The organism is Peribacillus saganii, from assembly GCF_003429095.1.
Taxonomy (GTDB): domain Bacteria; phylum Bacillota; class Bacilli; order Bacillales; family DSM-1321; genus Peribacillus; species Peribacillus saganii.
In genome coordinates this window covers 134,873-158,138 of record NZ_QVTE01000001.1, presented here as the reverse complement: position 1 = coordinate 158,138, position 23,266 = coordinate 134,873, and the positions used below count along the sequence as shown (strand labels likewise).

The window sequence follows — 23,266 nt, the reverse complement described above, 5'->3', positions numbered from 1 at the left end:
TTGGGTACTCTCCTTCCTTACTTAGCCTCTTTTCCCGCTGCCGGGGCTGACACTGCCTCAGCATCCCAATAATATTCACTGAACACTTCAGCAAAGGCATCCAAAGTTACATTCATTTCTTCAAACGTATTATCTACGCCGCCAACTTCTACGAGCATTGCTTTTTCGGATAAATCCTGGTTATACACGCTATTATTTGTTGCACTATTATGTTTAATGATACCTCTCGAAAGTCCGGGATATTTCTTTTCAATAGCAGTATGAAGCTTCTTTGCAAGGGCAAAATTCTTCTGAAACTGCGCATTTTTGCCGCCAATGACAAAGGCTATTTTCGCATAGGTTTTCCCATTTATTTTCATGGTTGTTTTATCCTTGCGGTGGGAATCACGATGGATGTCGATAAAGTATTCGAGGTCCTTATTGGAAGCCATTGCTGCCTGCACAAGTCCCCGCGATTCTTGATAGGATTTTGGGTACTTTAATCCCTTTTTGATTAAGTTCCCCTGAATGTCTGTTTTGTCAACAGAAGCACCGATACCCCTTTCGTGAAGAGCCGCTGCGAGCTTATCACCAAGCCGGGTAATATTAACTTTTGAATGGGATGCACGGTTCGGATCATTTACTCCCTTCAAATAAGGCAAAAAGGACTCTCTATTGTGCGTATGGTAAATATGGACAACCTTTCTTCCATTCGTTGAATTGGCTGGTGCAGGCGCCGGCTGTTCGGGCTTTTGAGGCTCTTCAATTTGTTCAAGATTTTGCAGGGCCGCCTCCCTCTCAGCTTTCAGCACATCTACAGGAGGTGCAGACTCGTACGGCATATTTGTATAGTTTGTCCCTTCCCCAGCGACAAGAATTTGACTATCAAAAATGGAAAACCCAGGAAGCTCCCTGCCAAGCAGACTCCGCGGATCATCAAGCGAAATATTTGCTGAAAGCTTCAGCATTTGCCCAGAAATATCAGGTGTATTTTTCCCCTCCGGCAGCGCCTGGAAAAAATGGTGATTTTCATTCGCCAGCAATGAAAATAAAACCTTGCCTGAAAACTGGTTTGCCACCGTATTAACTGACTGGGAAGCAATCCTGTATTCCGGCTTCAAAGAGGTCATAATGCCACTCACAGAAAAGATAAAGAGAAGGAGTACAAATATTGACAGCATTCCTTTTATGATAGTAGAGCCACGGACCACAGCAACGATTCCAGCATTTCGGTTTCTCTTCAAGTTTTCCACCCTTTCCTAAGCTCGTCTATTAATTCCTATGACTTTGCTAGAAAAAGTAGAACGTGAAGTTCAAATCTATCTGGTATAGTAGCCGGTATTATCCTGATTAATTGCTTCGTGTAACGCAGCATTCAATCCATTGGCAATCAAGTTGGCCATATCTTCGATAAATACATCGACTTCCTTTGGAGTCACCATTAGGTTGTGGCCTAGCGGAGAAAGTACCTCATGGATCAGCTGCCGTTTATCATCTTCAGGCAGCGTGCCGACAATCCCGAGAAAGGTCTGGCGGTGCTCCTGCTCCGGCAAATCCTCTTCTGTCAGCTTTTTCTTTTTGCCAAAATTAAAACCGGCCGGAGCAAGCGCGCGGGACGGCCTGTTTCCTTCTCTCATTTCTTTTCCGAAATGCTTCAGGATAAAGTCGATTGTATCGCTCGTAATAGACACAGCGTCTACAACTGTAGGAACTCCAATTGCAATTACAGGAATACCTAGTGTCGCTTCACTCAGTTCTTTTCTTTTATTGCCTACTCCGGAACCTGGATGGATACCGGTATCTGAAATCTGTATCGTAGAGTTGACTCGTTCTATCGATCTAGCTGCAAGAGCATCAATTGCGATAACAAAATCCGGTTTTGTTTGATTAATTATCCCCATAATGGTATCGCTAGTCTCAATTCCGGTTATGCCCATTACACCTGGAGCGATGGCACTAACAGGACGATATCCTTCATCGACGCTCTCAGGCTGAAGTTCGAATAAATGACGGGTGACAACCAGATTTTCTACCACACCCGGCCCTAATGCATCTGGAGTTACATTCCAGTTGCCCAGCCCAACTACAAGGCAGCTTGCTGATTTTGATATTTTTAGCTTCTGAAAATAATAGGACAATTCATTTGCAAATATTTTTTCTGTTTTCCTTTGTGTTTCTGTATCTTGCTGTCTGATTCCCTGGACCTCAATGGTTAGGTAACTGCCCGGTTTTTTTCCGATAGCCTCGGAACCTTTCCCGGTCACCTCTACCAGTGAGACCTTAACATCATCTACTTCTTTTTCCTTTATAATTACTCCCTCGATTTGGGAAATGTTTTTTCCTGAAGAGACACTTTTTTCCGCCAATGCCATTTCGCTTGCTTCAATGGCAAGATCTGTTCGGATTGAATAGCTGCTTAAATCCAGTTTTTTGTTCATAGTATCCTCCAGTTGATTCTATATTTTTGCGATAGAAAAATAAAAATGTCTGTTGTAATTCCACATTGCAGAAAACAGACTAGATGCAACAAAACATGAGAACACACCTGTTTTGTTCCTCCTCGGGCTGCACTCACTACCGCCAGCCTTGCCTCTATCGGACTCGCCAATTAACTAGGCAAGAAATCCTTAATTATCATTCTGGTGATTTTTCTTTTTTCTTATTCATGAATTTGATACAATATCATGTAATGGCATATAAAAATTGATAGTTTACTGATTCTCATTTCAAGTATTGCTTTCTTTGATACAGTCTGATAAAATATCCTATGTTGCCATTTGGAATTGAAAATCGAGTTATATAATCTCGATTTCTTGGTAGGAGGTGAACGGCATGCCAAACATTAAATCTGCTATTAAACGCGTTAAAACAAGCGACGAGCACCGCGCTCACAACGCAACTGTTAAGTCTTCAATGCGTACTGCTGTGAAAAACGTTGAAGCTACACTAGCTAGCAACGACGCAACTGCTGCAAAAGAAGCTCTTTTAACAGCTGCTAAAAAGTTAGACAAAGCTGCATCTAAAGGATTAATCCACAAAAATGCGGCAGCCCGTAAAAAATCACGTTTAACGAAACAGCTTAACTCTTTAAACGCTTAATGACTCAACGATCCTTTTAGGGTCGTTTTTTCGTTTTTAAAGGCGTTTCTAACTTGACAGTTCTCGGAATCTTGCGGACGGCATGGTGGATGTGCAGAAAACCTTCAATTTAGCGGAACACAGGTCAATCATGTTTTAAGCGATTATACAGGCAATCAAGCGATGATTTCTTAAAACACGAAACTTCTTATTAGAATACAATAAGTAACCCCCTGCCGGGATTTGGCAGGGGGTTTTCAATTATTGAGCACGATTAAACTTTAACAGCAGCAGTTCCAGGGTTAGCACTTTGTCAGCCTGCCCGGTTTTCATGCGATAATCAGCTTCAGCAAACTGATGGATTAATTCCAGTAATTCCTGTTCATTAAATTTGCCCGCTTTTTCATTAGCCAGTTTTACACGGTATGGGTGAATTTTTAAGGCCGCCGCAATTTTTTGCTGTCCATAGCCCAGTCTCGTAAATTCCTTTACCTGATATAATGTCCGAACCTGGCTTGCCATCAGTCCTAGAATTTTTATTGGCTCCTCATTTTGCCTTAGCAGCTCATGATAGATCCTGATCGCCTCTGCAACATTTCTTTGCAGTACCTTGTCAACCAGTGTAAATACATTTTGTTCAAACGATTTGGCCACCAGCTTTTCGATGATTTCTGCCGTTATCCTCTTACTGTCTTCTGCATACAGCGCAATTTTATCGATCTCATTTGTTAGAAGCATTAAGTTAGTCCCAGCCATGCCAATCATCAAATCAATAGCATCCTCATCGATTTGCACCAGCGAGGAAGCAGCACGTTCTCTGACCCATACCTTTAGTTCCTGATCCGTCAGTTTTTTGGCTTCCACTACAACAGCTTTCCGTTTTAATTCCTTTGTGATTTTTTTTCGCTCATCCAGTTTTTCATATGGAGCAGTTATGACAATTATTGAATACGGTGCGGGATTCGCCAAATAATCCTCGAGTTTTTTAACATTGTGGTCAATCTTTTGTTTAGGTTTTTCCGCGGTAAGAAAAGAAGCATTTTGCAAAAAAACCAATCGTTTTTCTCCCATAAAGGGGAGGGTTTCTACTTCTTCTAAAGCGATATCTATAGGCGTTTCTTCCAGGTCAATGGCAGAAAGGTTAAAATCAAGTTCCTCCTCATTAAGCACATGCTCGAGCAGGAGCTGCTTTGTTTCATTTATTAAAAAAGCTTCCGTTCCGTATAATAAGTATACCGGTGCAAATTGCTTTTTGCGTATACTTTTCCAGACATCCAATACCACTCTATTCGCCTCAATCTTATGTATTTCATTCTTTAATGGTATAGTTGCCTGGACTATTTGACAAGTTATAAAAGGGAACTGGCAAGTATTTTGCCAATTCCCGATCTATATGAACGCTGTCAAAGCAAGGCCCGGGTTACTTACTTCGCAGCGGGGAGTGCGGTTGTGGGTACCGCCTCTTTGTACATATATTTTGCTCTGGCAAATCCAAAGTATTTGTGACAACTCTTGTCAGTATAGGAAAACGAAAATAGGAAGCGTAAAGTCCTAAGTGACCATGTTTTATGTCAACGCCTTTTGTTTCGTGCATTTTGGCTGTCGAAGAGTTCCTCATCCTTTTCTTTGGACATAACGCTTTAGGCTGCTGAACAGCTGTAAATGTTCAAAAAACTTTACCTTTCCATTCTCTTGGATGGACGCGAACTATAGATTTTTTTAATGTAATCGCTTATACTATTAAAGAAATAGGAGGGGTAGAAGTGAACGATTTTGAAAAATCCGTACAATACAAAGGTAATGACGCTATTGACTCAGCAGTAGGATTTATTGTTTCTTTTGGCTTCTTTGCAACGATGTTTATCATTGCTACCGTCATCCAATTCGTTGGGTCCTGATCAAGAGCCATACATAGGCTTACAAGCGCAGTATTCGCAAGACTAGATCGGCACACTGGCTGCCAACCAAAAAGACTGCCCTCTGGGGCGGTTTTTTTTGCCCTAATTTAATATCCTATCATGTACCGTAAGTTGAGAGATAAAGAAAGAAAGCGATTACTCGTCAATTCTGCAGCATGCAGCATCAATGGTATAATTTACAAAAGACCTTCCTCATCCCCTGTTATGCTAACATACTATGGCAGAACGGTTGAAAAGGTTCCCATTCCTTTTTCCGTAAACCTGTACTTTATTGCCCCTTTCTTATCGGTCCTCATGATCACGGTACCTTCTAAATGAAGTCTATCTAATACCTCCTTGTGCGGGTGGCCATATCGGTTATCCTTTCCAGAAGAGATAATCGCTGCTTTCGGGTTAACTGTCTTAATAAACTCTTCCGAGGATGATGTTTTACTGCCATGATGCCCTGCTTTGATAACATCCGCTTTCAAGCCCGGAAAAACCTCAATAAGTTCTTTTTCCGCTTCCTCCCCGGCATCCCCCATAAAAAGCCATTTAAGCGAACCTGCTTTTGTCAGTATTACAATGGAAGAATCATTTGTATTACTTAACTGTCTATCAGGGTTAAGAACATAAAATGCCAATTTGTCCGCTTTCCAGCTATCTCCCCTTTTAACAGAAAAGACAGGAATACTTTTTTTCACGGCCTCATCCAGGAACCCTTTTTCCATAAAATCTTTTTCACTTCCTTCTCCTATCAGAATCTGTTTAACCTTAAGCCCTTTAATGATGCCTGCTGCACCTGCTGCATGGTCTGCATCAGGATGGGTTATGATCAGCTTATCCAATTGACGGATTCCTTTACTTTTTAATAACGGCACAACAATATCATTTCCAGTATCAAAAATCTTCCGCCGCTTCTTCCAGTCTTCCTGCTGAAACGAAATTTGCCCTCCTGTATCTATGAGGTAATCGCCTCTTCCATAAGGCAGGCTGATAAGGATCGAATCCCCCTGTCCTACATCGATAAAAGTGATTTCTCCATATGGTGAGAAGGAATTCATGTGATATTGAATAACTAATAGTATCCCTGCAGCAAGCAACGGTTTTATACTCTTCCGAAACGAGAAACCATCCCATATTATAAAGGAGTAAAACAGCGCCAAAGACAGGAATAATAATAAAACAAAGGATGGTTTTCCAAACGTCAAATAAGCAAAAGGAATATTTTCCGCTGTCTGTGCAAATGCATTGCAAATCAGAAATATTTTGTCCAGGATCGATAGTAAAATATCAGCGAGCTTAGGAAATTGAAAAGAGATGAAAAAGGAGATTATCGAAAGTGGAAGCAGGAGGTAGGAATATAGAGGAACAAATATTATGTTCAGAAGAATGCCGAGAATTGATAATTCATAAAAATGGAAAAGTAATATCGGAGTCGCACCTAGTTGGCACACAAGACTTATCAATATCATTTCCCGTAGCCTATTTCTACTGCGCAGAAGCAGTTCCTTCGACATGGCCAGGCAGAAGACAATGGAAAAAGACAGCTGAAAGCCAATATCAAATAGGTTCTGAGGATTTAAAAGAAGCAGGAGAAGAAAAACCGCACAAATAGAGTTTAATGCTGACAGCTTAACTCTAAATAAAGACAATCCAAAATACCCCATAGCCATATATACTGACCTCAAAACAGACGGGCTCCCGCCGGCCAGAATCCCATAAACAGGCAAGATAATTATCAAAGCAATTTTCATATTCTCTTTCGTAACACCGCATCTGATTCCCAGATAGTAAACAAATCCGGTTAGGGCAGCGATATGCAATCCTGATATTGCAAGCAAATGGACAAGGCCCAGCCTCTGATAGGCAAGTAAGTCTTCCTCACTTATGCCGTTGCGTTCCCCAAAAATGAGAGCAGAAATGAATCCTTTTGAATACTCGGGAAAATGGCTATCTATGTATTCTATTCCCTCCATACGATAACGTTTGAGTGAAGTTGATAAACTATCCCCCCTCTCCATACAGCTGGATGTATCAATGTTGTCAGGTGTTAAAATCCAATAGATGTGTTGTGAAGCTAAAAAAGCACGATAATCAAATTCATTTTCATTTCGGTTACGTTCAGGGATGGAAAGCGTACCAGATATATGGCAGGATATTCCGGGTTTTATATTCGACTTTAATTTAAACAATTCAGGCTCAGAAGAAATTTTATAACGCAGCTGGAATTTTTCACCGCTTAAAATATCTACTTTGGAACTTAGCATATTGCCATTGAAATCTGGTATCTCAGTGAAACTGACGAGAAATTGATTTTCATTACCGGAAAGTGAGGTTTTATGAATAGAATGCGATAAAGCGGCCGCGAGGAAAAAAAGCAGAATTGTAAACAATTGAATAAGGAGATGACAAGGTTTACACCGGTAGCGCATATACAAAATATAGAGGGTAATGCAGCAGAGTATTTTCCAGTTTAGTAAAGAAAAAGCCGTCACGCCAAGGATTGCCGAAACGGCTACGAGCAAGAGCTGAATCTTCATTCTTTAAGACTCAAGCTAAAAAGCTTTTCAGCCTTTTCCTGAAGATCCTGAATTTTTTCTTTATCTCCATCATTACTCTTCAATTGATCAATCAGGTTTCTGACAAACTGAAGCTTTTCGATTCCATTTACTTCAACCATAATTGGTTCAGAAACAACTTTCTCTGTTTCAACACCTGCTTTTTTAAATAAATCAATAGCATAGGGGTGGTTTTTATAGTCACTAGCATAAAATACCTTCTTAATCCCTGCCTGAATCAGAGATTTACAGCATTGAAGGCATGGAAAATGGGTAACATAGATTTCTGCCCCTTCAGTCGGAACCCCAAATTTCGCGCACTGTAACATAGCATTCATTTCTGCGTGTATAGTACGGATGCAATGATTATCGATTACATAACAACCAGTATCGATACAATGCTCATCACCAGCAATCGAACCATTATAGCCCCCCGCAATAATCCGTTTATCCCTTACAATCGTGGCACCAACTGCCAGCCTTGTACATGTGCTTCGCAGTGCAAGGATATGGCTTTGTGCCATAAAATATTGATTCCAGCTTATTCTTTCCATATGTGGCTCCTGTCCATTATTCGACTTGGTATGACTGTATTTTACAAGCAATTGCTTCTTTTGTGTAGAGTAACTTATGGAAAGCTATTGAACCATTATGAAATCTTTCAGTTTTTCAAAGGTTTTATCCCCTATACCCGAGATATTCCGGAGGTCTTCTATTGTTTTAAACCCGGTTTGGTTCCGATACGCTATAATTTCAGCTGCCTTTGCAGGTCCGATGCCAGGCAAGGTTTCTAGGTCAGCCTGTTCTGCGGTATTCAAATTCACCTTCGACTTTCCGGTACCGGAATCGCCAGTGATCTCAGCAGTTGAACCCGCAGCAGCAGTGAGCTGTGGTAAATCATCGCCTGCTTCAGGAACGTATATAACCATCTGGTCGGCAACTGCCTGAGCGAGGTTTACCTTGTCTTTATCCGCCTTGTCTGAGAAACTCCCTGCTTCCATAATCAGATCGATAACCCTGTCCCCTGGGTCGGCCGCATAAACACCCGGTTTATGAACAGCTCCTTTCACATCTACTTTTATAACTGCAGGCGGTTCCTCTTTTTTGTATTCAACGGTTTTTTCCTTTTCAGCTTGCGGGGCAGCCATGGGGAAAACCATATCATCCATTCCTGTTTCAGGCTCATTCTCCTTCCCTTGATATAAAAAATAGCCTACAAACAAGAACACTAGGGCAGCGCCCCCTATAAGGGCCTTTTTATATTTCAAAACAATATTCATAAAGGTACACACTCCTTAGAATTGAAAGTCATAAATAAGGGATGAGAATCATAGGTTTTTAACTAGGTAAGATGTATTACTTGCAGAAATTATGTTTTTTTGAATCGATTAAGCCTTGGAAGGGGTGGAAAAGTTGAAAATCGGTGTGATTGGAACAGGAAATATGGGGACGATTCTAATAGAAGCGCTTCTTTCTTCTGAAGCAGTTTCACCTGATTGCCTGACGGTTACTAACCGGACCCTCTCAAAGGCAAACAGGCTTCAAGAGATATATCCCGGAATTACCGTAGCGGACACTGCCGCCGAAACGGCAAAACAATCGGATTTACTCTTTATTTGCGTTAAACCTGGGGACATTTTTAATGTGCTTATAGATATAAAGCCTTTCGTCAATACAAGCAAATGTATTGTTTCCATTACCAGTCCGATTTCTGTAGAGCAGCTAGAGTCGGTAATGCCTTGTTCCTGTGCCCGGTTTATTCCAAGCATTACAAATCGGGTACTGTCAGGGGTAACACTGCTCACTTTTGGGAACAACTGCGTGCAAGGCTGGCACGAAGAGCTGCAGAAGATCGCTGCCAAGATATCAACGCCTGTCTCGATAGAAAACAATATTACCCGGGTAGCGTCAGACATCGTAAGCTGCGGCCCCGCGTTTTTCAGTTTTCTTGCACAGTCGTTTATTAGTGCAGCTTGCAAAGTGACACCAATTGACAAGAAAACTGCAACACTGCTAACAGAATCAATGCTTATAGGGCTGGGTGATTTGCTGAAGAAAGGTGTTTATACGCTTCCAACCCTGCAGGAAAAGGTTTGTGTCAAGGGTGGCATCACAGGCGAGGGAATCAATGTGATGGAATCAGCAGAAACAGAAGCAATATTCGAGATGCTATTTCAGGCAACGCAAAAGAAGTTTGCAGAAGAAATTGAGAAGGTGGAGAAGCAATTCGGTGCCTTAAAATAATTCGATATGTTTCTTTTATTTTCCTGCCAACTTTTTAAAAAAATCCGCCCGCAATATGAATAATTGCAGGCGGATTTTTCAAAATAAAGGGCGTTTTTCAGTTGAGGATATGTCATTGCTTAAATTTTGCGGGCTACGAATAAAACTCTTTCTGTGGTTCTGTGCACTGGTACTTCTTCAAGATCAGACATTACCTCCATCACTTCAAAACCAGCCTCGTTTAGCCATTTTTCATAGACTTCTACATGATAGGTGCGCTGATAATGCACTTCATCAAAACGGTCATATTGTCCCGAAACATCATCTTGTACGAAAAAAGTCAGCTCATGCTCAACACTAAAAGGCTCTGTTCCGCCATAGGAATTCCAAATATAAGCAATATTTTCTTCATTCAATGTAAAGGTATTATCTTTAAAAATCTGTTCGATCTTGTAAACTGTATGGACATCAAACATGAACAGTCCATTTTCTTTAAGGTGTGCATGAACCTGGCGGAAGGTTGACAATACATCGCTTTCCTGCTGAAGATAATTGAGGGAGTCGCAAAAAATAGTTACACAATCATTTTTCCCAAGCCCCTCAAGTTCAGCCATATTCTGCTGAAAAAAGGGAATATTATATCCGTGCCGCACCGCCTTTTCCTGCGCAACTGAAAGCATATCCGCCGATAAATCCACCCCTTTCACGGCAAGACCGTGACGGGCAAGTTCTATAGTGAATTCACCGGTTCCGCAAGCGAGATCCAGCACCTCATTTCCCTGAATATGATAGGCAGACATCCTGGAAAGCAATAAAGAAAGCCACTTGTCATAAGGGGCTTCCTTCATCAATTCATCGTAAACATAAGCGAATCTATCGTATGCCATTACTGGATTTCGCTTTCAACATTTTCAATGGGAGCATCGCCCCATAAGCGTTCAAGGTTGTAATAGCTTCTTTCATCCCGATGAAATACATGTGCGACTACATTTCCCATGTCCACAAGCACCCATTTAGCTTCGTCAAAGCCTTCCATTCTATTTACATCGTACCCATGTTCTTCTGCCTTATTCTTCATTTCTCTTGCAATGGCCTGTACCTGTTTATCAGAATTGCCATGGCAAATCAGGAAATAATCAGCCACTAGGGAGATTCCTTTCATGTTTAAGACAATCATATCTTCTGCTCTTTTATCATCCGCAGCTTTTGCGGCTGTGATTAGAAGTTCGCGTTCATTCATTGCATCTGCTCCTTAGTTTTCATAATAAGATCATTGTATGCGTAAAAAGTTTCTGGATATACTGCCTGGTTCTTCTTCATCAGAAAAATAATTGTATTGCGAAGTGCCATAATAACAGCTCCATCAAGGCTATTCTTTGCCGTTTCCCTTACTTCGGCCACCCCAGGGAAATTTCTTCCCGGTTCGATATAGTCGGCAAGAAAAACAATCTTATCCAGAAGAGGCATATCAACCCTCCCGGATGTATGGAAGGCGATGGCATCAAGAATTTCCTGATCGTTAATTCCCGCTTCTGTCCTGACCAGAAATGCCCCCACCGGCGCATGCCATAATTCGGGATTATGGTCTAATAAATCAAGGCTCATCCCTTCCGTTCGGATGATTTCCTTCATCTCATCTTTAGGCCGGAATTTCGCATAATCATGAAAGATGGCTGCCAATTCTGCTTTGGCCCGATCAGCACCATACCTGTTTGCAAGGCTCAGTGCGGTTTCCATAACCCCAAGTGTGTGCTGATACCGATGCTCAGTCATTTGAGCTTTAGTTAGTTTTAAAGCCTCATCACGATCCATACAACTTTTTCTCCTCAATATAATTTCTTACTTTTTCTGTGACCAAATAACGTATCGTCACTCCGTCCTTAATTCTCTCTCGTATCAGCGAAGAAGATAACAAAAGCTGCGGGCTATCCACCATGATGATTGGATAATCTGTGTGTTCCATGTATTGAGGACGTTTCACCCCGACAAATTGAATTAATTCCATAAGTTCATCAATCCGGTGCCACTTGGGAAGATATTCAATCATGTCGGCCCCGATAATAAAATAAAATTCCGTATCAGGTTCGATTTTGCGAAGCATCTTTATCGAATCATACGTATAAGACGGCCCCTCCCGCTCAAGCTCCACCTTTTCTATTGTAAAGCAGCTGTTTCCTTCAATCGATAGTTCAAGCATCCTTACCCGATCGTCATCAGATACATCCAAAGGCTGTGCTTTGTGAGGCGGTATATGATTCGGCATAAACCTCACTTCATCAAGCTGTAACGAATGAAGGACTTCATTCCCAATCAATAGATGGCCAATATGGGGAGGATTGAAGGTACCTCCAAGTATCGCAGCTTTTTTCATGCTATTACCCCTTATGGAAGCTGGATTTGTTTGTTTTCCCGTGATTCTTTATACAATACAATTGTGTTTCCGATAATTTGGACAACTTCCGCCCTTACTCCCTTCGAAAGCTCATCGGCAACTGTGTCACGATCGTCTTCACAATTTTGCAGTACACTGATTTTCATTAATTCCCTCGCTTCAAGAGCCTCAGCAACCTGCTTTATCATATTCTCATTGACCCCGCCCTTTCCAACCTGAAAAATCGGGTTAAGATGATGCGCCTTGGATCGTAAAAATCTTTTTTGTTTACCAGTTAACATTAGCTTCCTCCTAGTTTGTCCAATACAATGTCTCTCATTTTGCTGATGTCAGGAAAAATGCCTGTCCAAATCTGGAAGGCAAGTGCTGCCTGGCAGACAAACATGTCTACGCCATTTTGGACCGCAGCACCCTTCTCCCTTGCTGTTTTCATTATTTTGGTTTCCAGCGGATTATAGATGATATCACTCACAAATGCATCTTCGCTTAGCAGATCGAGCTTCAAAGGCGATGAATCCACATTAGGACTCATGCCGATTGATGTGGTCTGGATTATTAAATCATATTTCCCAAGCCTTAGTTCTGCCTCCTTAATGGATAAGGCTTCGGAAACATTATGGTACGGGCAATCGGCTATTAAGTGTTCAGCATTCTCGATAGTTCGGTTACAAATATCAATTTTGGCTAGCCCCTCCCGGGAGAGTGCGTAGTAAATGCCCCGGGCCGCTCCGCCAGCACCAATCATAATGGTTTTCAGAGATGTTAACTCTCTGCCAATCTTGTCATGTAATGCTGTTACGAATCCAGCCCCATCTGTATTATACCCTATATATCGCCCATTAACTTTTTTCACAGTGTTTACTGCCCCCATGGCCAGTGCCATCTCGTCTACTTCATCCAGCAAAGGCAATATTGCCGTCTTATGCGGCACCGTGACATTAAACCCCTCCACACCAATTGCCTTCATTCCCTTTACAGCTTCCTCAAGCTGGTTGGCCTTTACATGGAAATGGAGATAACAGGCGTCTATCCCATTCCTTGCAAAAGCGTCATTGTGAATATCAGGGCTCATGGAATGCCTGATTGGGTCACCAATAACTCCGTATATCTTTTTCATTTTCCTCACCCAAATTAAATTAAAGATTTTCTCAATAACACATTAACACCTTTAGGCACATGAGCTACTACTTTTACTCCGGGCTCGTTTATGGTAACCCAGCCCAGCCCGGAAAAGACAACATCCATTTTTCCTTCTCTTATCGTAAATTCATGAGGCTGTAAAGCAGGGAATTCCTCGAGCTGCTCTGGCCTTGGCGGAGCAAGCATGCCTCCTGCATGATTCTTGTATAAATCATCAGCGTTTTCCAGCTTGGTACGGTGGATTTCCAGTTCATTCGAAATATAGCATGTAAACGATTTTCGCCCGCCTGAAACATAATCAAACCGTGCCAATCCTCCAAAAAATAGTGTTTGGCCTTCGTTCAGCTGATAGATCTTAGGCTTAATTTCCTTTTTAGGGGTAATAACCTTTAAATCCCGCTTATCCACAAAATGGGCCATTTGATGATGGTTAATAATCCCCGGAGTGTCTATTAATGCTTTATCGTCATCAAGAGGGATTTCAATCATATCAAGTGTCGTTCCTGGAAAATGCGAAGTGGTGATAATATCTCCTTCTCCGCTGACTTCTTTTATCAGCCTGTTAATAAAAGTGGACTTTCCGACATTCGTGCAGCCAACAACATACACATCTTTGCCATTGCGGTATTCATCAATTAATTGTGCAGCCTCCCGGACATATGTTCCTTTTGAAGCACTCACCAATAATACATCTATTGGCTTTAGCCCCAGCTCCCTCGAAGAATCTTTCATCCAGTTTACAAGCCTGTTATGTTTAACTGATTTCGGCAATAGATCCACTTTATTTCCTATTAATAATACATCATTTCCGCCCACGAAACGGTGGAGCCCGGGCAGCCAGCTGCCATTAAAGTCAAAAATATCTACAATCTTTACGATCAGCGCATCCTGCCTGCCGACTTCATTTAATATCTTTAAAAAATCATCATCTGTTAAAGAAACATCCTGTACTTCATTGTAATGCTTCAGCCTGAAGCATCGTTGGCAAATAACTTGATCTTTCTCAAGCGAAGATTTAGGGGCATACCCGAGCTCGTTTGGCCGTTCACTCTGAACTGACACTCCACAGCCAATACAAATAATTTCTGGTTGTTCGTTCACTTTTTGTCCTCCCAATCTAACATTCCTTTACGTTTGAACCAGTTGAGAATCCGCCTTTCAATTTTACGGTTAAATTTTGTTATGAAGCCATCCGTTTGGGCAACGGGAACCACAAGAATCGTATGGAACCCGTTCAGGTTTCCCCCGATCACATCAGTCAGCAGCTGATCCCCGATGACCACAACCTCGCTTTTTTTTAGTCCCATATCCCTGAGGGCTTTTCTGAACGCCCTTCCCATCGGCTTTCTCGCCTGATAAATAAATGGAATCTGTAAAGGATCTGCAAAGGATTTTACTCTTCTTTCAATATTATTTGATACGATCGTAACTAAAATGCCATGTTCCCGCATTTTGTCAAACCACTTAATGAGCTCGGGTGTTGCACTGGGCCGGTCCCATTCAACGAGGGTATTATCCAAGTCGGTAATTATGCCCTTGATTCCCTGCTTTTTTAAATCTTCCGGTTTTATATCAAAAATGTTTTTCACATGTTGACTTGGCAAAAAATTTTTTAACACAGTGGCTGCACCTCTATATTTTTCATAAAATTTACCGTTTCAATCATAACGAATTTTTCTTAACCTTTCAAAAGAAAGTTGAACAATTAGCTTAAAATTAGCTCAACTTTAAATAATTTTCGACAAAATCTGATTGTATCCCCTGTTGTGGATAACATTATACACACTATACCCATTGATGGGCATAAAAAGTGTAAAGTTATAAACAAATTAACCACAACTTATCCACCAACAATTGTGGATAACAGAACGGTTGTTCTGTGAGTTTATTTCTGTTAAAGTAGGGGTACATCAAGGTAACATATCATTTTATGCAGTAAACCGGATTTTCATTCCTACAGGCATAAATTAAATGGAGGTGAATCGCCTTAAGGGCTGCTCCTATGAATAAACTCTCAGACGAACTATTAATTGAATCTTATTACAAAGCGCAAAAGTTGAAATTGAGCAAAGAATTCATCCGTCTTATTGAAACAGAAATCCACAGAAGATCATTGACACATATAATAAAAGTATCATCATAATTGATATAGCCCTGGAAATCCAGGGCTTTTTGTTTATATAAAATCAACGGAGCACGGGAGCCAGATTATTCATACCTCTCCCCATCACTCTGTCCATTTTTCCCATTAAGTTCCTGTTCACGCTTTAAATACCCCAGTACTTCCCCTACCCTCACTTCTGAAGGCATTCGGCGTTCGCTTACTGCTGTGAAGGTATTCTTTTCGTAAAGCAGCACAACAGTTGAACCAAAACTAAAATAGGCGATTTCCTTCCCTTTTTCTAATCCATCCGATTCATCTGTCAAAATGATTGTATTGACAAACATAGCGCCAACCTTGACCACAGCGATATGGCCATTGCCATGATTTATTTCTGTCAGTACTCGATAGTTTTTTGACAATGGAGCCCGTCCGTACTTCATTCCAAGCTTGTTTACTGGATAAGATTTTTGGCCAAGTACCCAACGCTTCGTGACTATGCCCGTAACTGGAGCATGAATACGGTGGTAATGACTCGGGCTTAAGTATAACACCATATATGTTCCGCCAAGATACTTCTGTAAAATTTCATGATCACCGAGCATTTCCTCAATTGAATATTCTTTACCCTTTACAACAATATGTTTTTCTTCAGTAATTTCTCCAATATCCTCTAAAACCCCGTCAACCGGGCTGGTCACTGTATGAGATTCATCATTGACAATTCGCATGCCTGCTTTAAGACGTCTGGTAAACAAATCATGAAGTGTTGCGAACTGCAGAAGATCTCCTTCTATTTCCCCGATATTTATATTGTAGAACCGGCTGAAAGGAGAAATGAACGGCCGGCTCCACCTTGATTGTGCAAATCTCTTTAGCGCTTCCGATGTGACTCTTCCATTGGTCAGTTCAATCAAGATTCGGTAAATTGTTTGAAGCAAAGAACTTCCTCCTTAAAATACATATACGCTTATACCATCATCTTTGCAAGAGTTGCTGCATGCGCTGGGAGTAATCTTAAGTAATAGGCTTTACCTTATCACCAATGCAAAAAAATATTCCGTTTCTCCCCTTGCATAAAATGAATAGGATAAAATATTATTATATAATAAATGTTAATAAATTTCATATCCAGTCCTTAAAGGGGGGGAAAGATTGTTTTTATCTGACGTACTGGATTATACCCTTAAGAAACTTAAAGCCCAGACAGCAAATGTAATAACCCTTTTTAATTTATCCCTCGGAGGATTTGCTATAATCACCGGTATAAACGGCCAGTTGAATTTAAGCCTGCTCCTTATCTTTCTAGCTGCTCTTGCAGACCGTTTTGACGGGATGATTGCCAGAAAGTTCAATTGTGAATCGGATCTTGGAAAACAGCTTGATTCGATGAGTGATATTATTTCATTTGGCGTTGCGCCAGCCTTGCTGATCTATCAAGGCATTCTGTTTGAATTCGGTGCACCTGGAACCTTTTTTACCGTGTTTTATATTGGCTGCGGAGCATTTCGCCTGGCTAAATTCAATATCACCGAAAGCAACGGATACTTTACGGGACTTCCAATTACGGCCGCTGGCTGCCTTGCAACGTTAAGCTTTCTGGCGATTCCTCATATATCGTCCGTATTTTTTCTTTTCATGATGATTGTGCTTTCACTTTTAATGATTAGTCCTTTTAAATTGAAAAAAGTTTAAACCTCGGCCCAAAAACGAAAAGCTAGAAGCCGGGCTTCTAGCTTTTCGTTTTTTAGTTTCAAACTTACATTCAATTGCTTAAATATTTAACTCTTTTATGCTTTTCTAGAATGTGACTCAGTTAGTTGTAAAAACTCTTCAATGTCGTTTATACATGCTCCAATAGCTTTCTCCCAGAATCCTCTCGCTGATAAATCCACATTTAAATGCTTCCTGGCAAGATCTTCAACGGTCATTGAACCGGTATCCTGAAGCAGGGCCATGTATTGTTTTTCAAAGCCTTCGCCTTCTTCCAGCGCCCGGGCATAGATGCCAAGTGAAAATAAAAAGCCAAAGGTATACGGAAAATTATAAAACGGTACACCAGTAATATAAAAATGAAGTTTAGACGCCCAGAAATGCGGATGGTATTCAGCTAGTGCGTCCCCATAGGCCTCCTGCTGCGCCTTAACCATAAGCTCATTTAAACGGGCAGCGCTGACCATTCCGTGTTTCCGTTCTTCGTAAAAACGTGTTTCGAAAAGGAAACGCGCATGAATGTTCATTAACAATGCAACGGTCCTCTGAATTTTATCCTCAAGCAGAGCAAGTTTTCCCTTCTCAGTTCCTGCTTCTTTGACTGCCGCATCAGCAACGATCATTTCCGCAAAGGTTGATGCTGTTTCTGCCACATTCATCGCATAACCCCTGTTAAGCTGATGAGTGTCCTTTAAAACGAACGAATGAAAGGCATGGCCAAGTTCATGTGCAAGAGTGGAAACATTAGAAGGTGTTCCGGAGTATGTCATAAATATTCGGGACTGGCCACTTTCCGGAAACGATGTACAGAATCCCCCCGGCCGCTTATTTGGCCGATCTTCCGCTTCTATCCATTTATCCTCAAACGCCTTTTCAGCAAATTGTGATAATTCGGCTCCGAACCTGGAAAACTGCTTGACAATAAATTCTGCACCCTGCTGGTAAGGCATCTTGTTGGAAGAGCCCGATTCAACAATAGGAGCATCCAGGTCATACCAGCTTAATTGGTCCACTCCTAGCAGCTCTGCCTTTCGATTAAGAAACCTGACAAGCGGCTCCTTTGTTTCCGCAATCACTCCCCACATACTATCGAGTGTTTGTTTTTTCATGCGGTTGATCTCAAGGGGCTCTTTAAGCACATCGCTCCAGCCTCTTTTACTATATACACTTAAACGGAATCCTGCCAAATGGTTTAACGTATTAGCCAGCAATTCGCTCTTTTCTCCCCATGCCTTTTCCCATTCCTCAAAAACGGTCTTCCTGGTCTCCCGATCCGGATCTGCAAATTTGTTAGCGGCCTGGCCTACCGACAGGCGGCTGCCCTCAAACGGTATATGTATACTGCTTACGATCGTATCATACAATTGGCTCCAGCCATGGTATCCGTCGATCGCCAGCTGGTTAATCAATGATTCCTCTTCAACGGAGAGCCTTTCCGCTGCTCTGTCACGTCTCTCGTTCAAAATGAATTTCAGTTCGCGGATAGGGTCAACTTTTATGGCATCCTGAAAAAACTCTTCCTCCATCATAACCAGCTTTTGGTCCAGCTTAGTAAGCGCTGTCTGGAACGCAGCACTGAGTTTTGTCACTTGGGAACGCAGTTCATGGGCTTTCGAATCCTTTGTATTTTGAGCTTCCAGACAGCTTACGAAAGCCCCTGCCTGGCGCATTTTTCTCCCTGTTTGGGCAAAGAGCTCTATAATATTGCCTAGCAGGTGTCTGTCCTTCTCATCAGATTTAACCTTCCAATCTGACACATACTTATCGAAGTGGTAAATATCCTGTTCAAGTTTTTTAATATATTCAAGGAATGTTACAGATGAGCCTCCGCCCTCAAAGAAAACATCCAAGTCCCATGTTAATGAATATGCCATTTGGTTTCCCCCTTACCGAATCTCCTTTTATTATATTTGTTTTTCCCACACTTTTCTATTTTCATGAAAAAACGGACTCTTCAGTTCACTTTGAATTTTCCAGTAAGCTCCTGCATGTGTAAGGACATTTTTGTTAACGCTTCTGCTGAAGCAGTGATTTGCTCCATTGAAGCGAGCTGTTCCTCAGCTGAAGCGGCGACATCCCGGGAATGATTGGATGTGTCTTTTGAAGGCCAGGTGATTCTCTAAAAAAACGTAAAAGAGGCGATTCTTTTGTAAGAACCGCCTTCTTGCCGCTATAAATTCAACTCAAGTTCTGAAACCGAAAAACTATCCGCGTTTCTTTTCCTTTTCCGCTCGATAAAACTCATGAAACATTTTCATCAGTGCTCTTTTTTCTATCCGGGATACATAGCTCCGTGATATTCCTAGCTCCTTGGCTATTTCACGCTGGGTCTTTTCCTTTTTTAAATCCAATCCAAACCTGCCGACAATGACTTCCTTTTCCCTATCATCGAGTACATCGATATACTGCTTAACTTTTTCTATTTCCATGTTCAGCTGAATCGTATCAATAACATCTTCAGATTCTGATTTAAGCACATCAATTAAGCTTATTTCATTCCCCTCTTTATCCTGGCCAATCGGATCATGGAGAGATACGTCCTTCTTTGTTTTTTTAGTCGCACGCAAATGCATGAGAACTTCATTTTCAATGCAGCGTGCCGCATAAGTTGCAAGCTTTGTTCCTTTTCCCTCTGAATAGCTTTCGATTGCTTTAATGAGTCCAATTGTCCCGATTGAAATCAGATCTTCTGTGTCTTCTCCGGTATTTTCAAATTTTTTGACGATGTGACCATGAAGCAATGTGATCGAGCAGCCCTTTTACACTGATTCCAACCTGCTCACATTTAGCATCGATGGTGATCTCCTCAACCAAAAGCTCAATCAATTCGCGTTTAATATCAAAGGACATTTCATCGCCAACCAACATCTTCTCAATATTTGCTATGAGTAAATCTACAGTCTCATCCGACAGGTTCCTGCTGTCCCGATTCATTTTCTTTTTATGTAATAAGTTGATTTCGTCATTAATTGTTGTAATCTGTTCGTTGATGAGTTTCATATCGTTAAGCATCTCTTGTTCAGTGATAACTTGGGCAACTACATACATTCGTTTTACACGCTCACGTTCATCTTCTTTACGTTTACACTGTTTTTCCAGTTCTTCAATCTGAGCATCAAAAGTCTCATCTTGAATGTTTAAATGGTTAAGAATCACCCGTCCGAATATCTTTCTATCAGTCATTGTATCCTTTATCAACTTCATGATATACTCATCTAATAATTCAACACGAATGCTTAAAGAGTTGCATTTTTCAATTCCATCCCCGTATCTTTTAGGATTAACGTTGGGACATCTGTAAACGGCATACTGTTTCTTTATGCCAGTTGTCTTATCCAGTCTTCCGTTGAATGTTGTACATTCCCAGATTCGACCACAATGATTGCAGCGAATTAAGCCCTTAAACAAATAATTCACTTTCACATTTCCCCGTTTTTTTCTATTCTTTTCTTTCTGAATTTGGGCAAGATTGTATGTTTCCTCATCAATAATTGAAGGTACTATCACTGTCAGCCATTCTGATTCATCACGAATGTGATAGGTCTTTTTCTGTTTACCTGATTCCGTTTTCTCGCCCCAAACCTTTTTAGTCGCTCGTTTGTTATATACATATCTTCCTATATATATCTCCGAAGTAAGGATCCTTCGAATTGAAGTTGCACCAAAATTTTTGCTTTCAGCCCGTTTTGGAACTGCACCTTCTTTAAACAGTCTTTCTCCAATTTCCCGAAGTGATGAACCTGATAAATACCAATTGTAGATTTTTTTTACAAACTGAGCTTCATGCTCATTTATCATAAGGGAACCTTTCTCGTAATCGTATCCGTATGGTGGAACACGCATCGGCATAATCTTGTTATCTTTTTCAACCGCGCGAAGCCTTCCTCTAATTGTACGTTTTCTGATTTGAGAAAGTTCATATTGAGCAAATACCGAACGCATATTAAAAAACATCTGGCCCTCAGGAGTGTTTTGATATTCTGTATCGATGAAAATAATTTCTGCCCCATAGCGGTCCCATTCCTTACAAACGATTAGTTTATCTGTTAAGTCCCTAGTTAAGCGGTCTGGATCCGTAATAATCACCTTAGTGATTAAGCCGTTTGAAATATCTTCCCGCAGTTCATTCATTTTGGGGCGGTCAATATCTTCCCCACTTCTTCCTTCTTCCCTGTAAACCTTAATATCTGAAATTGTATAACCAAGCTGAATTGCACGTTTTTTACATAGTTCTTCTTGCGTCTCTAAACTGTAACCTTCTTCAGCCTGTGTTTGTGTACTTACACGGCAGTATATCCCAATCATGTGATGTACCCCTTTTTTCTTATTAGGTTCGTATAATAAGAGTATGAGGAAATTGACAGATGCATGAGGGTTATAAATTCACCTGCTATTAAAACTATTGCATTGAAGCCTTTAGGTTTTATGAATCGAGGTAAAAGGATTCGGTAAGTTGAATTTCCCAATAACAATTTCTACTTTCTTTATATCAAAAGAAAGAAAACCCCCCTAGATGTGTGGCTTTATCATTTAACGAGTGATACTTCTGTCTGTAGAAGTTCCTCCAAGGGTAATGTACGTGACGGACATATTAATAATAGTACGTGCAGTGCACATAAAAAGGCGATACTTCATTAAACTGAAGTATCGCCTTTTTGTCATCTAGGCCGTTTTTAAAGTAACCTTCGTCCCATCTGCCCTAAGGCATAATGAACTCCGTGCTGCAGAGTTTGAAAACATTCAAATTTAGACAAATTTAATTCTGATTGAGAAATCACTATACTTAATTCAGCAGAAATTCCCACAAGAATGGTTTTAGTTCCAATAAGAGAAGCTGCAGAACCAATTTTTTCAATAAGATGTACAACAAGCTCATTAATGTCTTTATCTAGTCCTGTTAGGTCAAGAATTAGATAGTTCGCTTTATACGAAGGTAAGTTATTCAATGTTTTTACAACTAATTCTTCTGATCGTTCTTCATCATACTCTCCAATTAATGGAACTACAACCACTCCTTCAAGCACAGGGATGATTGGTGAAGACAATTTTTTAACAAGTTCCTTTAATTCTCTAGTTTTTCCTTCTACAAGAGCTTCTAGTTGAAGAATTTGTTCTGATTCTTTTTTTCTAGCTAATTGATGAATGTTATTTGAAACGGTAACTTCTGAGGGGAAATACTGAATTACACTGCACTCATGCCCCTCTAGTTGATACTGGACTACTTTGTACCACATATTTGTACCAAAAAGCCCTGAAAATATGCCTGCATAGTGTGCAGGCAGGAAATTCCCCCCTTTTGATTTTCCTTGTGCAACGTTAATTTTATGCTCCCAACTGTCCTTAAGTTCAGCCGTGAGTGTCTTTGTTTCAAAGTTCAAATCACGAATAACGGTCCGGCCCCAGCCAGCAGAAGCATAAGTGTTAGTAATTAATTCTGCCGCTTCAGTGACACTTACATCCTTCATTTTCTCAAAATATTCCCCTACCACTAATCCCTGTCTAAATCCTGTAGCCTCAAAAACCAAGTTTGAGGATTCTTCTCCTGATACTTCCTCAATCGTATCGAAGAAAGTTTTCATTGCACTAGAAATCCAGAAGAGAACCGCATCTTGTCCTTCAAATGTAAATTGTCCATTTTTCAAGTCCCATCTGAAATCTAGTCCACCTATATTAATGTTTGAATTTGTATCCATCAAAAGGTCTCCTTCTAGCAGAAAAATTGTTGTTACATACAGTATTTCGAATAATTCTTAGTTCATCAAGTAATAAACACTTACGTTATTGACTTTTGATAAAAGGGGGAAGGAACGAGTCCAGAGTCTGTCAATAAATAATCATGATTAATCATGATTTTAGATCTGAGAATACCTGTACTCTGACAGCATCATAAGCGCAAACCGCAAGCATTCCCTTTCTGCTTATTATATCTTTCATCTCACTCTCGAACTTTTCTAATGTTTGCAAAATGTCTTCTTGTTTTCCCCACTCACATGACCCCATATTCGGAAAGAAATATTCTTTTGATCATAGGGCTAAACAGCTTTCCAGAAATAATCCATGCTGGTGGGTGGATGAAATATACCTCCGCTGCAATAGTAATCAAAGTTATTGATATAATTAACCTTCACCAATTGTTCGGTGTTTATAACTGTTGAAGGTTCTTAATGTTACAGACGAATAA

Annotated in this window: 23 protein-coding genes and 1 pseudogene; 5 read left to right on the top strand and 19 right to left on the bottom strand. The window is 40.7% G+C overall.

Annotated elements, in window-relative coordinates; all coding sequences use genetic code 11:
• Positions 1 to 17: 17 nt before the first annotated feature.
• Positions 18 to 1,223, bottom strand: a complete 1,206-nt coding sequence (gene spoIIP / locus D0469_RS00740) for a stage II sporulation protein P (RefSeq protein ID WP_117324742.1) — start codon at positions 1,221 to 1,223, stop codon at positions 18 to 20.
• A 75-nt stretch (positions 1,224 to 1,298) separates the two neighbouring features.
• A complete protein-coding gene (gene gpr, locus D0469_RS00735; RefSeq protein WP_117324741.1) occupies positions 1,299 to 2,417 on the bottom strand; it encodes a GPR endopeptidase in 1,119 nt (372 codons plus the stop codon).
• A 394-nt stretch (positions 2,418 to 2,811) separates the two neighbouring features.
• Here gpr and rpsT point away from each other — a divergent pair, with 394 nt between their 5' ends.
• On the top strand, positions 2,812 to 3,078 hold the full coding sequence (gene rpsT / locus D0469_RS00730; RefSeq protein WP_117324740.1) for a 30S ribosomal protein S20: 267 nt from the start codon (positions 2,812 to 2,814) through the stop codon (positions 3,076 to 3,078).
• A 240-nt stretch (positions 3,079 to 3,318) separates the two neighbouring features.
• On the opposite strand, the gene holA is transcribed toward rpsT, so the two are convergent.
• Positions 3,319 to 4,341, bottom strand: a complete 1,023-nt coding sequence (holA, locus tag D0469_RS00725) for a DNA polymerase III subunit delta (RefSeq protein ID WP_117324739.1) — start codon at positions 4,339 to 4,341, stop codon at positions 3,319 to 3,321.
• Between the two features lie 479 nt (positions 4,342 to 4,820).
• Between holA and D0469_RS00720 the strand changes: the two genes are divergently transcribed.
• A complete protein-coding gene (locus D0469_RS00720; protein WP_117324738.1) occupies positions 4,821 to 4,955 on the top strand; it encodes a YqzM family protein in 135 nt (44 codons plus the stop codon).
• A gap of 236 nt (positions 4,956 to 5,191) precedes the next feature.
• On the opposite strand, the gene D0469_RS00715 is transcribed toward D0469_RS00720, so the two are convergent.
• From D0469_RS00715 to D0469_RS00705, 3 genes are all read right to left on the bottom strand, one after another.
• Positions 5,192 to 7,498: a DNA internalization-related competence protein ComEC/Rec2 gene (locus tag D0469_RS00715; RefSeq protein ID WP_117324737.1), complete on the bottom strand. Its 2,307-nt coding sequence runs from the start codon at positions 7,496 to 7,498 to the stop codon at positions 5,192 to 5,194.
• Entirely contained in the window at positions 7,495 to 8,070 is a 576-nt protein-coding gene (locus D0469_RS00710; RefSeq protein ID WP_117324736.1) for a ComE operon protein 2, read from the bottom strand. Before D0469_RS00710 ends, D0469_RS00715 begins: the two co-directional genes overlap by 4 nt.
• A gap of 84 nt (positions 8,071 to 8,154) precedes the next feature.
• Positions 8,155 to 8,796 (bottom strand): helix-hairpin-helix domain-containing protein, encoded by a 642-nt coding sequence (locus D0469_RS00705; RefSeq protein WP_117324735.1) that lies wholly within the window; start codon positions 8,794 to 8,796, stop codon positions 8,155 to 8,157.
• Between the two features lie 133 nt (positions 8,797 to 8,929).
• On the opposite strand from D0469_RS00705, the gene comER reads away from it, so the two are divergent.
• A complete protein-coding gene (comER, locus tag D0469_RS00700; protein ID WP_117324734.1) occupies positions 8,930 to 9,760 on the top strand; it encodes a late competence protein ComER in 831 nt (276 codons plus the stop codon).
• Between the two features lie 119 nt (positions 9,761 to 9,879).
• Here comER and D0469_RS00695 read toward each other — a convergent pair whose 3' ends face one another.
• Genes D0469_RS00695 through D0469_RS00660 form a run of 8 tightly spaced genes read right to left on the bottom strand, consistent with a single transcriptional unit; the run spans position 9,880 to position 14,890 of the window.
• Positions 9,880 to 10,626 (bottom strand): class I SAM-dependent DNA methyltransferase, encoded by a 747-nt coding sequence (locus D0469_RS00695; RefSeq protein WP_117324733.1) that lies wholly within the window; start codon positions 10,624 to 10,626, stop codon positions 9,880 to 9,882.
• Entirely contained in the window at positions 10,626 to 10,979 is a 354-nt protein-coding gene (gene rsfS / locus D0469_RS00690) for a ribosome silencing factor (protein ID WP_117324732.1), read from the bottom strand. Before rsfS ends, D0469_RS00695 begins: the two co-directional genes overlap by 1 nt.
• Entirely contained in the window at positions 10,976 to 11,551 is a 576-nt protein-coding gene (gene yqeK / locus D0469_RS00685; RefSeq protein WP_117324731.1) for a bis(5'-nucleosyl)-tetraphosphatase (symmetrical) YqeK, read from the bottom strand. Before yqeK ends, rsfS begins: the two co-directional genes overlap by 4 nt.
• A complete protein-coding gene (locus D0469_RS00680; protein ID WP_117324730.1) occupies positions 11,541 to 12,110 on the bottom strand; it encodes a nicotinate-nucleotide adenylyltransferase in 570 nt (189 codons plus the stop codon). The genes yqeK and D0469_RS00680 overlap by 11 nt, the downstream gene beginning before the upstream one ends.
• A gap of 11 nt (positions 12,111 to 12,121) precedes the next feature.
• Positions 12,122 to 12,412 carry a ribosome assembly RNA-binding protein YhbY gene (yhbY, locus tag D0469_RS00675; protein WP_117324729.1) on the bottom strand — a complete coding sequence of 97 codons (291 nt, stop codon included), beginning with the start codon at positions 12,410 to 12,412 and terminating at the stop codon, positions 12,122 to 12,124.
• Entirely contained in the window at positions 12,412 to 13,248 is an 837-nt protein-coding gene (gene aroE, locus D0469_RS00670; RefSeq protein WP_117324728.1) for a shikimate dehydrogenase, read from the bottom strand. The genes yhbY and aroE overlap by 1 nt, the downstream gene beginning before the upstream one ends.
• Positions 13,249 to 13,262: 14 nt before the next feature.
• A complete protein-coding gene (yqeH, locus tag D0469_RS00665) occupies positions 13,263 to 14,372 on the bottom strand; it encodes a ribosome biogenesis GTPase YqeH (RefSeq protein WP_117324727.1) in 1,110 nt (369 codons plus the stop codon).
• Entirely contained in the window at positions 14,369 to 14,890 is a 522-nt protein-coding gene (locus D0469_RS00660; protein WP_117324726.1) for a YqeG family HAD IIIA-type phosphatase, read from the bottom strand. Before D0469_RS00660 ends, yqeH begins: the two co-directional genes overlap by 4 nt.
• Before the next feature lie 383 nt (positions 14,891 to 15,273).
• Between D0469_RS00660 and D0469_RS00655 the strand changes: the two genes are divergently transcribed.
• Complete coding sequence (locus D0469_RS00655; RefSeq protein ID WP_117324725.1) at positions 15,274 to 15,414, top strand: sporulation histidine kinase inhibitor Sda; 141 nt, start codon at positions 15,274 to 15,276, stop codon at positions 15,412 to 15,414.
• Between the two features lie 65 nt (positions 15,415 to 15,479).
• On the opposite strand, the gene D0469_RS00650 is transcribed toward D0469_RS00655, so the two are convergent.
• The gene (locus D0469_RS00650; protein WP_117324724.1) at positions 15,480 to 16,313 is read right to left on the bottom strand and encodes a phosphatidylserine decarboxylase; all 834 of its coding nucleotides are present in this window, start codon (positions 16,311 to 16,313) and stop codon (positions 15,480 to 15,482) included.
• A 214-nt stretch (positions 16,314 to 16,527) separates the two neighbouring features.
• Here D0469_RS00650 and pssA point away from each other — a divergent pair, with 214 nt between their 5' ends.
• A complete protein-coding gene (gene pssA, locus D0469_RS00645; RefSeq protein ID WP_117324723.1) occupies positions 16,528 to 17,067 on the top strand; it encodes a CDP-diacylglycerol--serine O-phosphatidyltransferase in 540 nt (179 codons plus the stop codon).
• Positions 17,068 to 17,162: 95 nt separating this feature from the next.
• On the opposite strand, the gene D0469_RS00640 is transcribed toward pssA, so the two are convergent.
• From D0469_RS00640 to D0469_RS00625, 4 genes and pseudogenes are all read right to left on the bottom strand, one after another.
• Positions 17,163 to 18,959 (bottom strand): M3 family oligoendopeptidase, encoded by a 1,797-nt coding sequence (locus D0469_RS00640; RefSeq protein WP_117324722.1) that lies wholly within the window; start codon positions 18,957 to 18,959, stop codon positions 17,163 to 17,165.
• 330 nt (positions 18,960 to 19,289) lie between these two features.
• Positions 19,290 to 19,823, bottom strand: a pseudogene (gene sigK / locus D0469_RS00635) (RNA polymerase sporulation sigma factor SigK); the annotation flags it as partial.
• Positions 19,795 to 21,390 (bottom strand): recombinase family protein, encoded by a 1,596-nt coding sequence (locus tag D0469_RS00630; RefSeq protein ID WP_117324721.1) that lies wholly within the window; start codon positions 21,388 to 21,390, stop codon positions 19,795 to 19,797. The gene D0469_RS00630 and the pseudogene sigK, both read right to left, overlap by 29 nt.
• A gap of 368 nt (positions 21,391 to 21,758) precedes the next feature.
• On the bottom strand, positions 21,759 to 22,778 hold the full coding sequence (locus D0469_RS00625) for an STAS domain-containing protein (protein ID WP_117324720.1): 1,020 nt from the start codon (positions 22,776 to 22,778) through the stop codon (positions 21,759 to 21,761).
• Positions 22,779 to 23,266: the final 488 nt, after the last annotated feature.

Bases quoted from the DNA above. Each gene is read 5' to 3' on its own strand.
- D0469_RS00705 (WP_117324735.1), bottom strand. From the start codon at position 8,796: ATGAATATTGTTTTGAAATATAAAAAGGCCCTTATAGGGGGCGCTGCC.
- D0469_RS00640 (WP_117324722.1), bottom strand. From the start codon at position 18,959: ATGGCATATTCATTAACATGGGACTTGGATGTTTTCTTTGAGGGCGGA.
- aroE (WP_117324728.1), bottom strand. From the start codon at position 13,248: ATGAAAAAGATATACGGAGTTATTGGTGACCCAATCAGGCATTCCATG.
- D0469_RS00630 (WP_117324721.1), bottom strand. From the start codon at position 21,390: ATGATTGGGATATACTGCCGTGTAAGTACACAAACACAGGCTGAAGAA.
- rsfS (WP_117324732.1), bottom strand. From the start codon at position 10,979: ATGAATGAACGCGAACTTCTAATCACAGCCGCAAAAGCTGCGGATGAT.
- rpsT (WP_117324740.1), top strand. From the start codon at position 2,812: ATGCCAAACATTAAATCTGCTATTAAACGCGTTAAAACAAGCGACGAG.
- D0469_RS00715 (WP_117324737.1), bottom strand. From the start codon at position 7,498: ATGAAGATTCAGCTCTTGCTCGTAGCCGTTTCGGCAATCCTTGGCGTG.
- D0469_RS00695 (WP_117324733.1), bottom strand. From the start codon at position 10,626: ATGGCATACGATAGATTCGCTTATGTTTACGATGAATTGATGAAGGAA.
- yqeK (WP_117324731.1), bottom strand. From the start codon at position 11,551: ATGGATCGTGATGAGGCTTTAAAACTAACTAAAGCTCAAATGACTGAG.
- yhbY (WP_117324729.1), bottom strand. From the start codon at position 12,412: ATGTTAACTGGTAAACAAAAAAGATTTTTACGATCCAAGGCGCATCAT.
- D0469_RS00625 (WP_117324720.1), bottom strand. From the start codon at position 22,778: ATGGATACAAATTCAAACATTAATATAGGTGGACTAGATTTCAGATGG.
- D0469_RS00710 (WP_117324736.1), bottom strand. From the start codon at position 8,070: ATGGAAAGAATAAGCTGGAATCAATATTTTATGGCACAAAGCCATATC.
- gpr (WP_117324741.1), bottom strand. From the start codon at position 2,417: ATGAACAAAAAACTGGATTTAAGCAGCTATTCAATCCGAACAGATCTT.
- D0469_RS00655 (WP_117324725.1), top strand. From the start codon at position 15,274: ATGAATAAACTCTCAGACGAACTATTAATTGAATCTTATTACAAAGCG.
- D0469_RS00680 (WP_117324730.1), bottom strand. From the start codon at position 12,110: ATGAAAAAAGCTGCGATACTTGGAGGTACCTTCAATCCTCCCCATATT.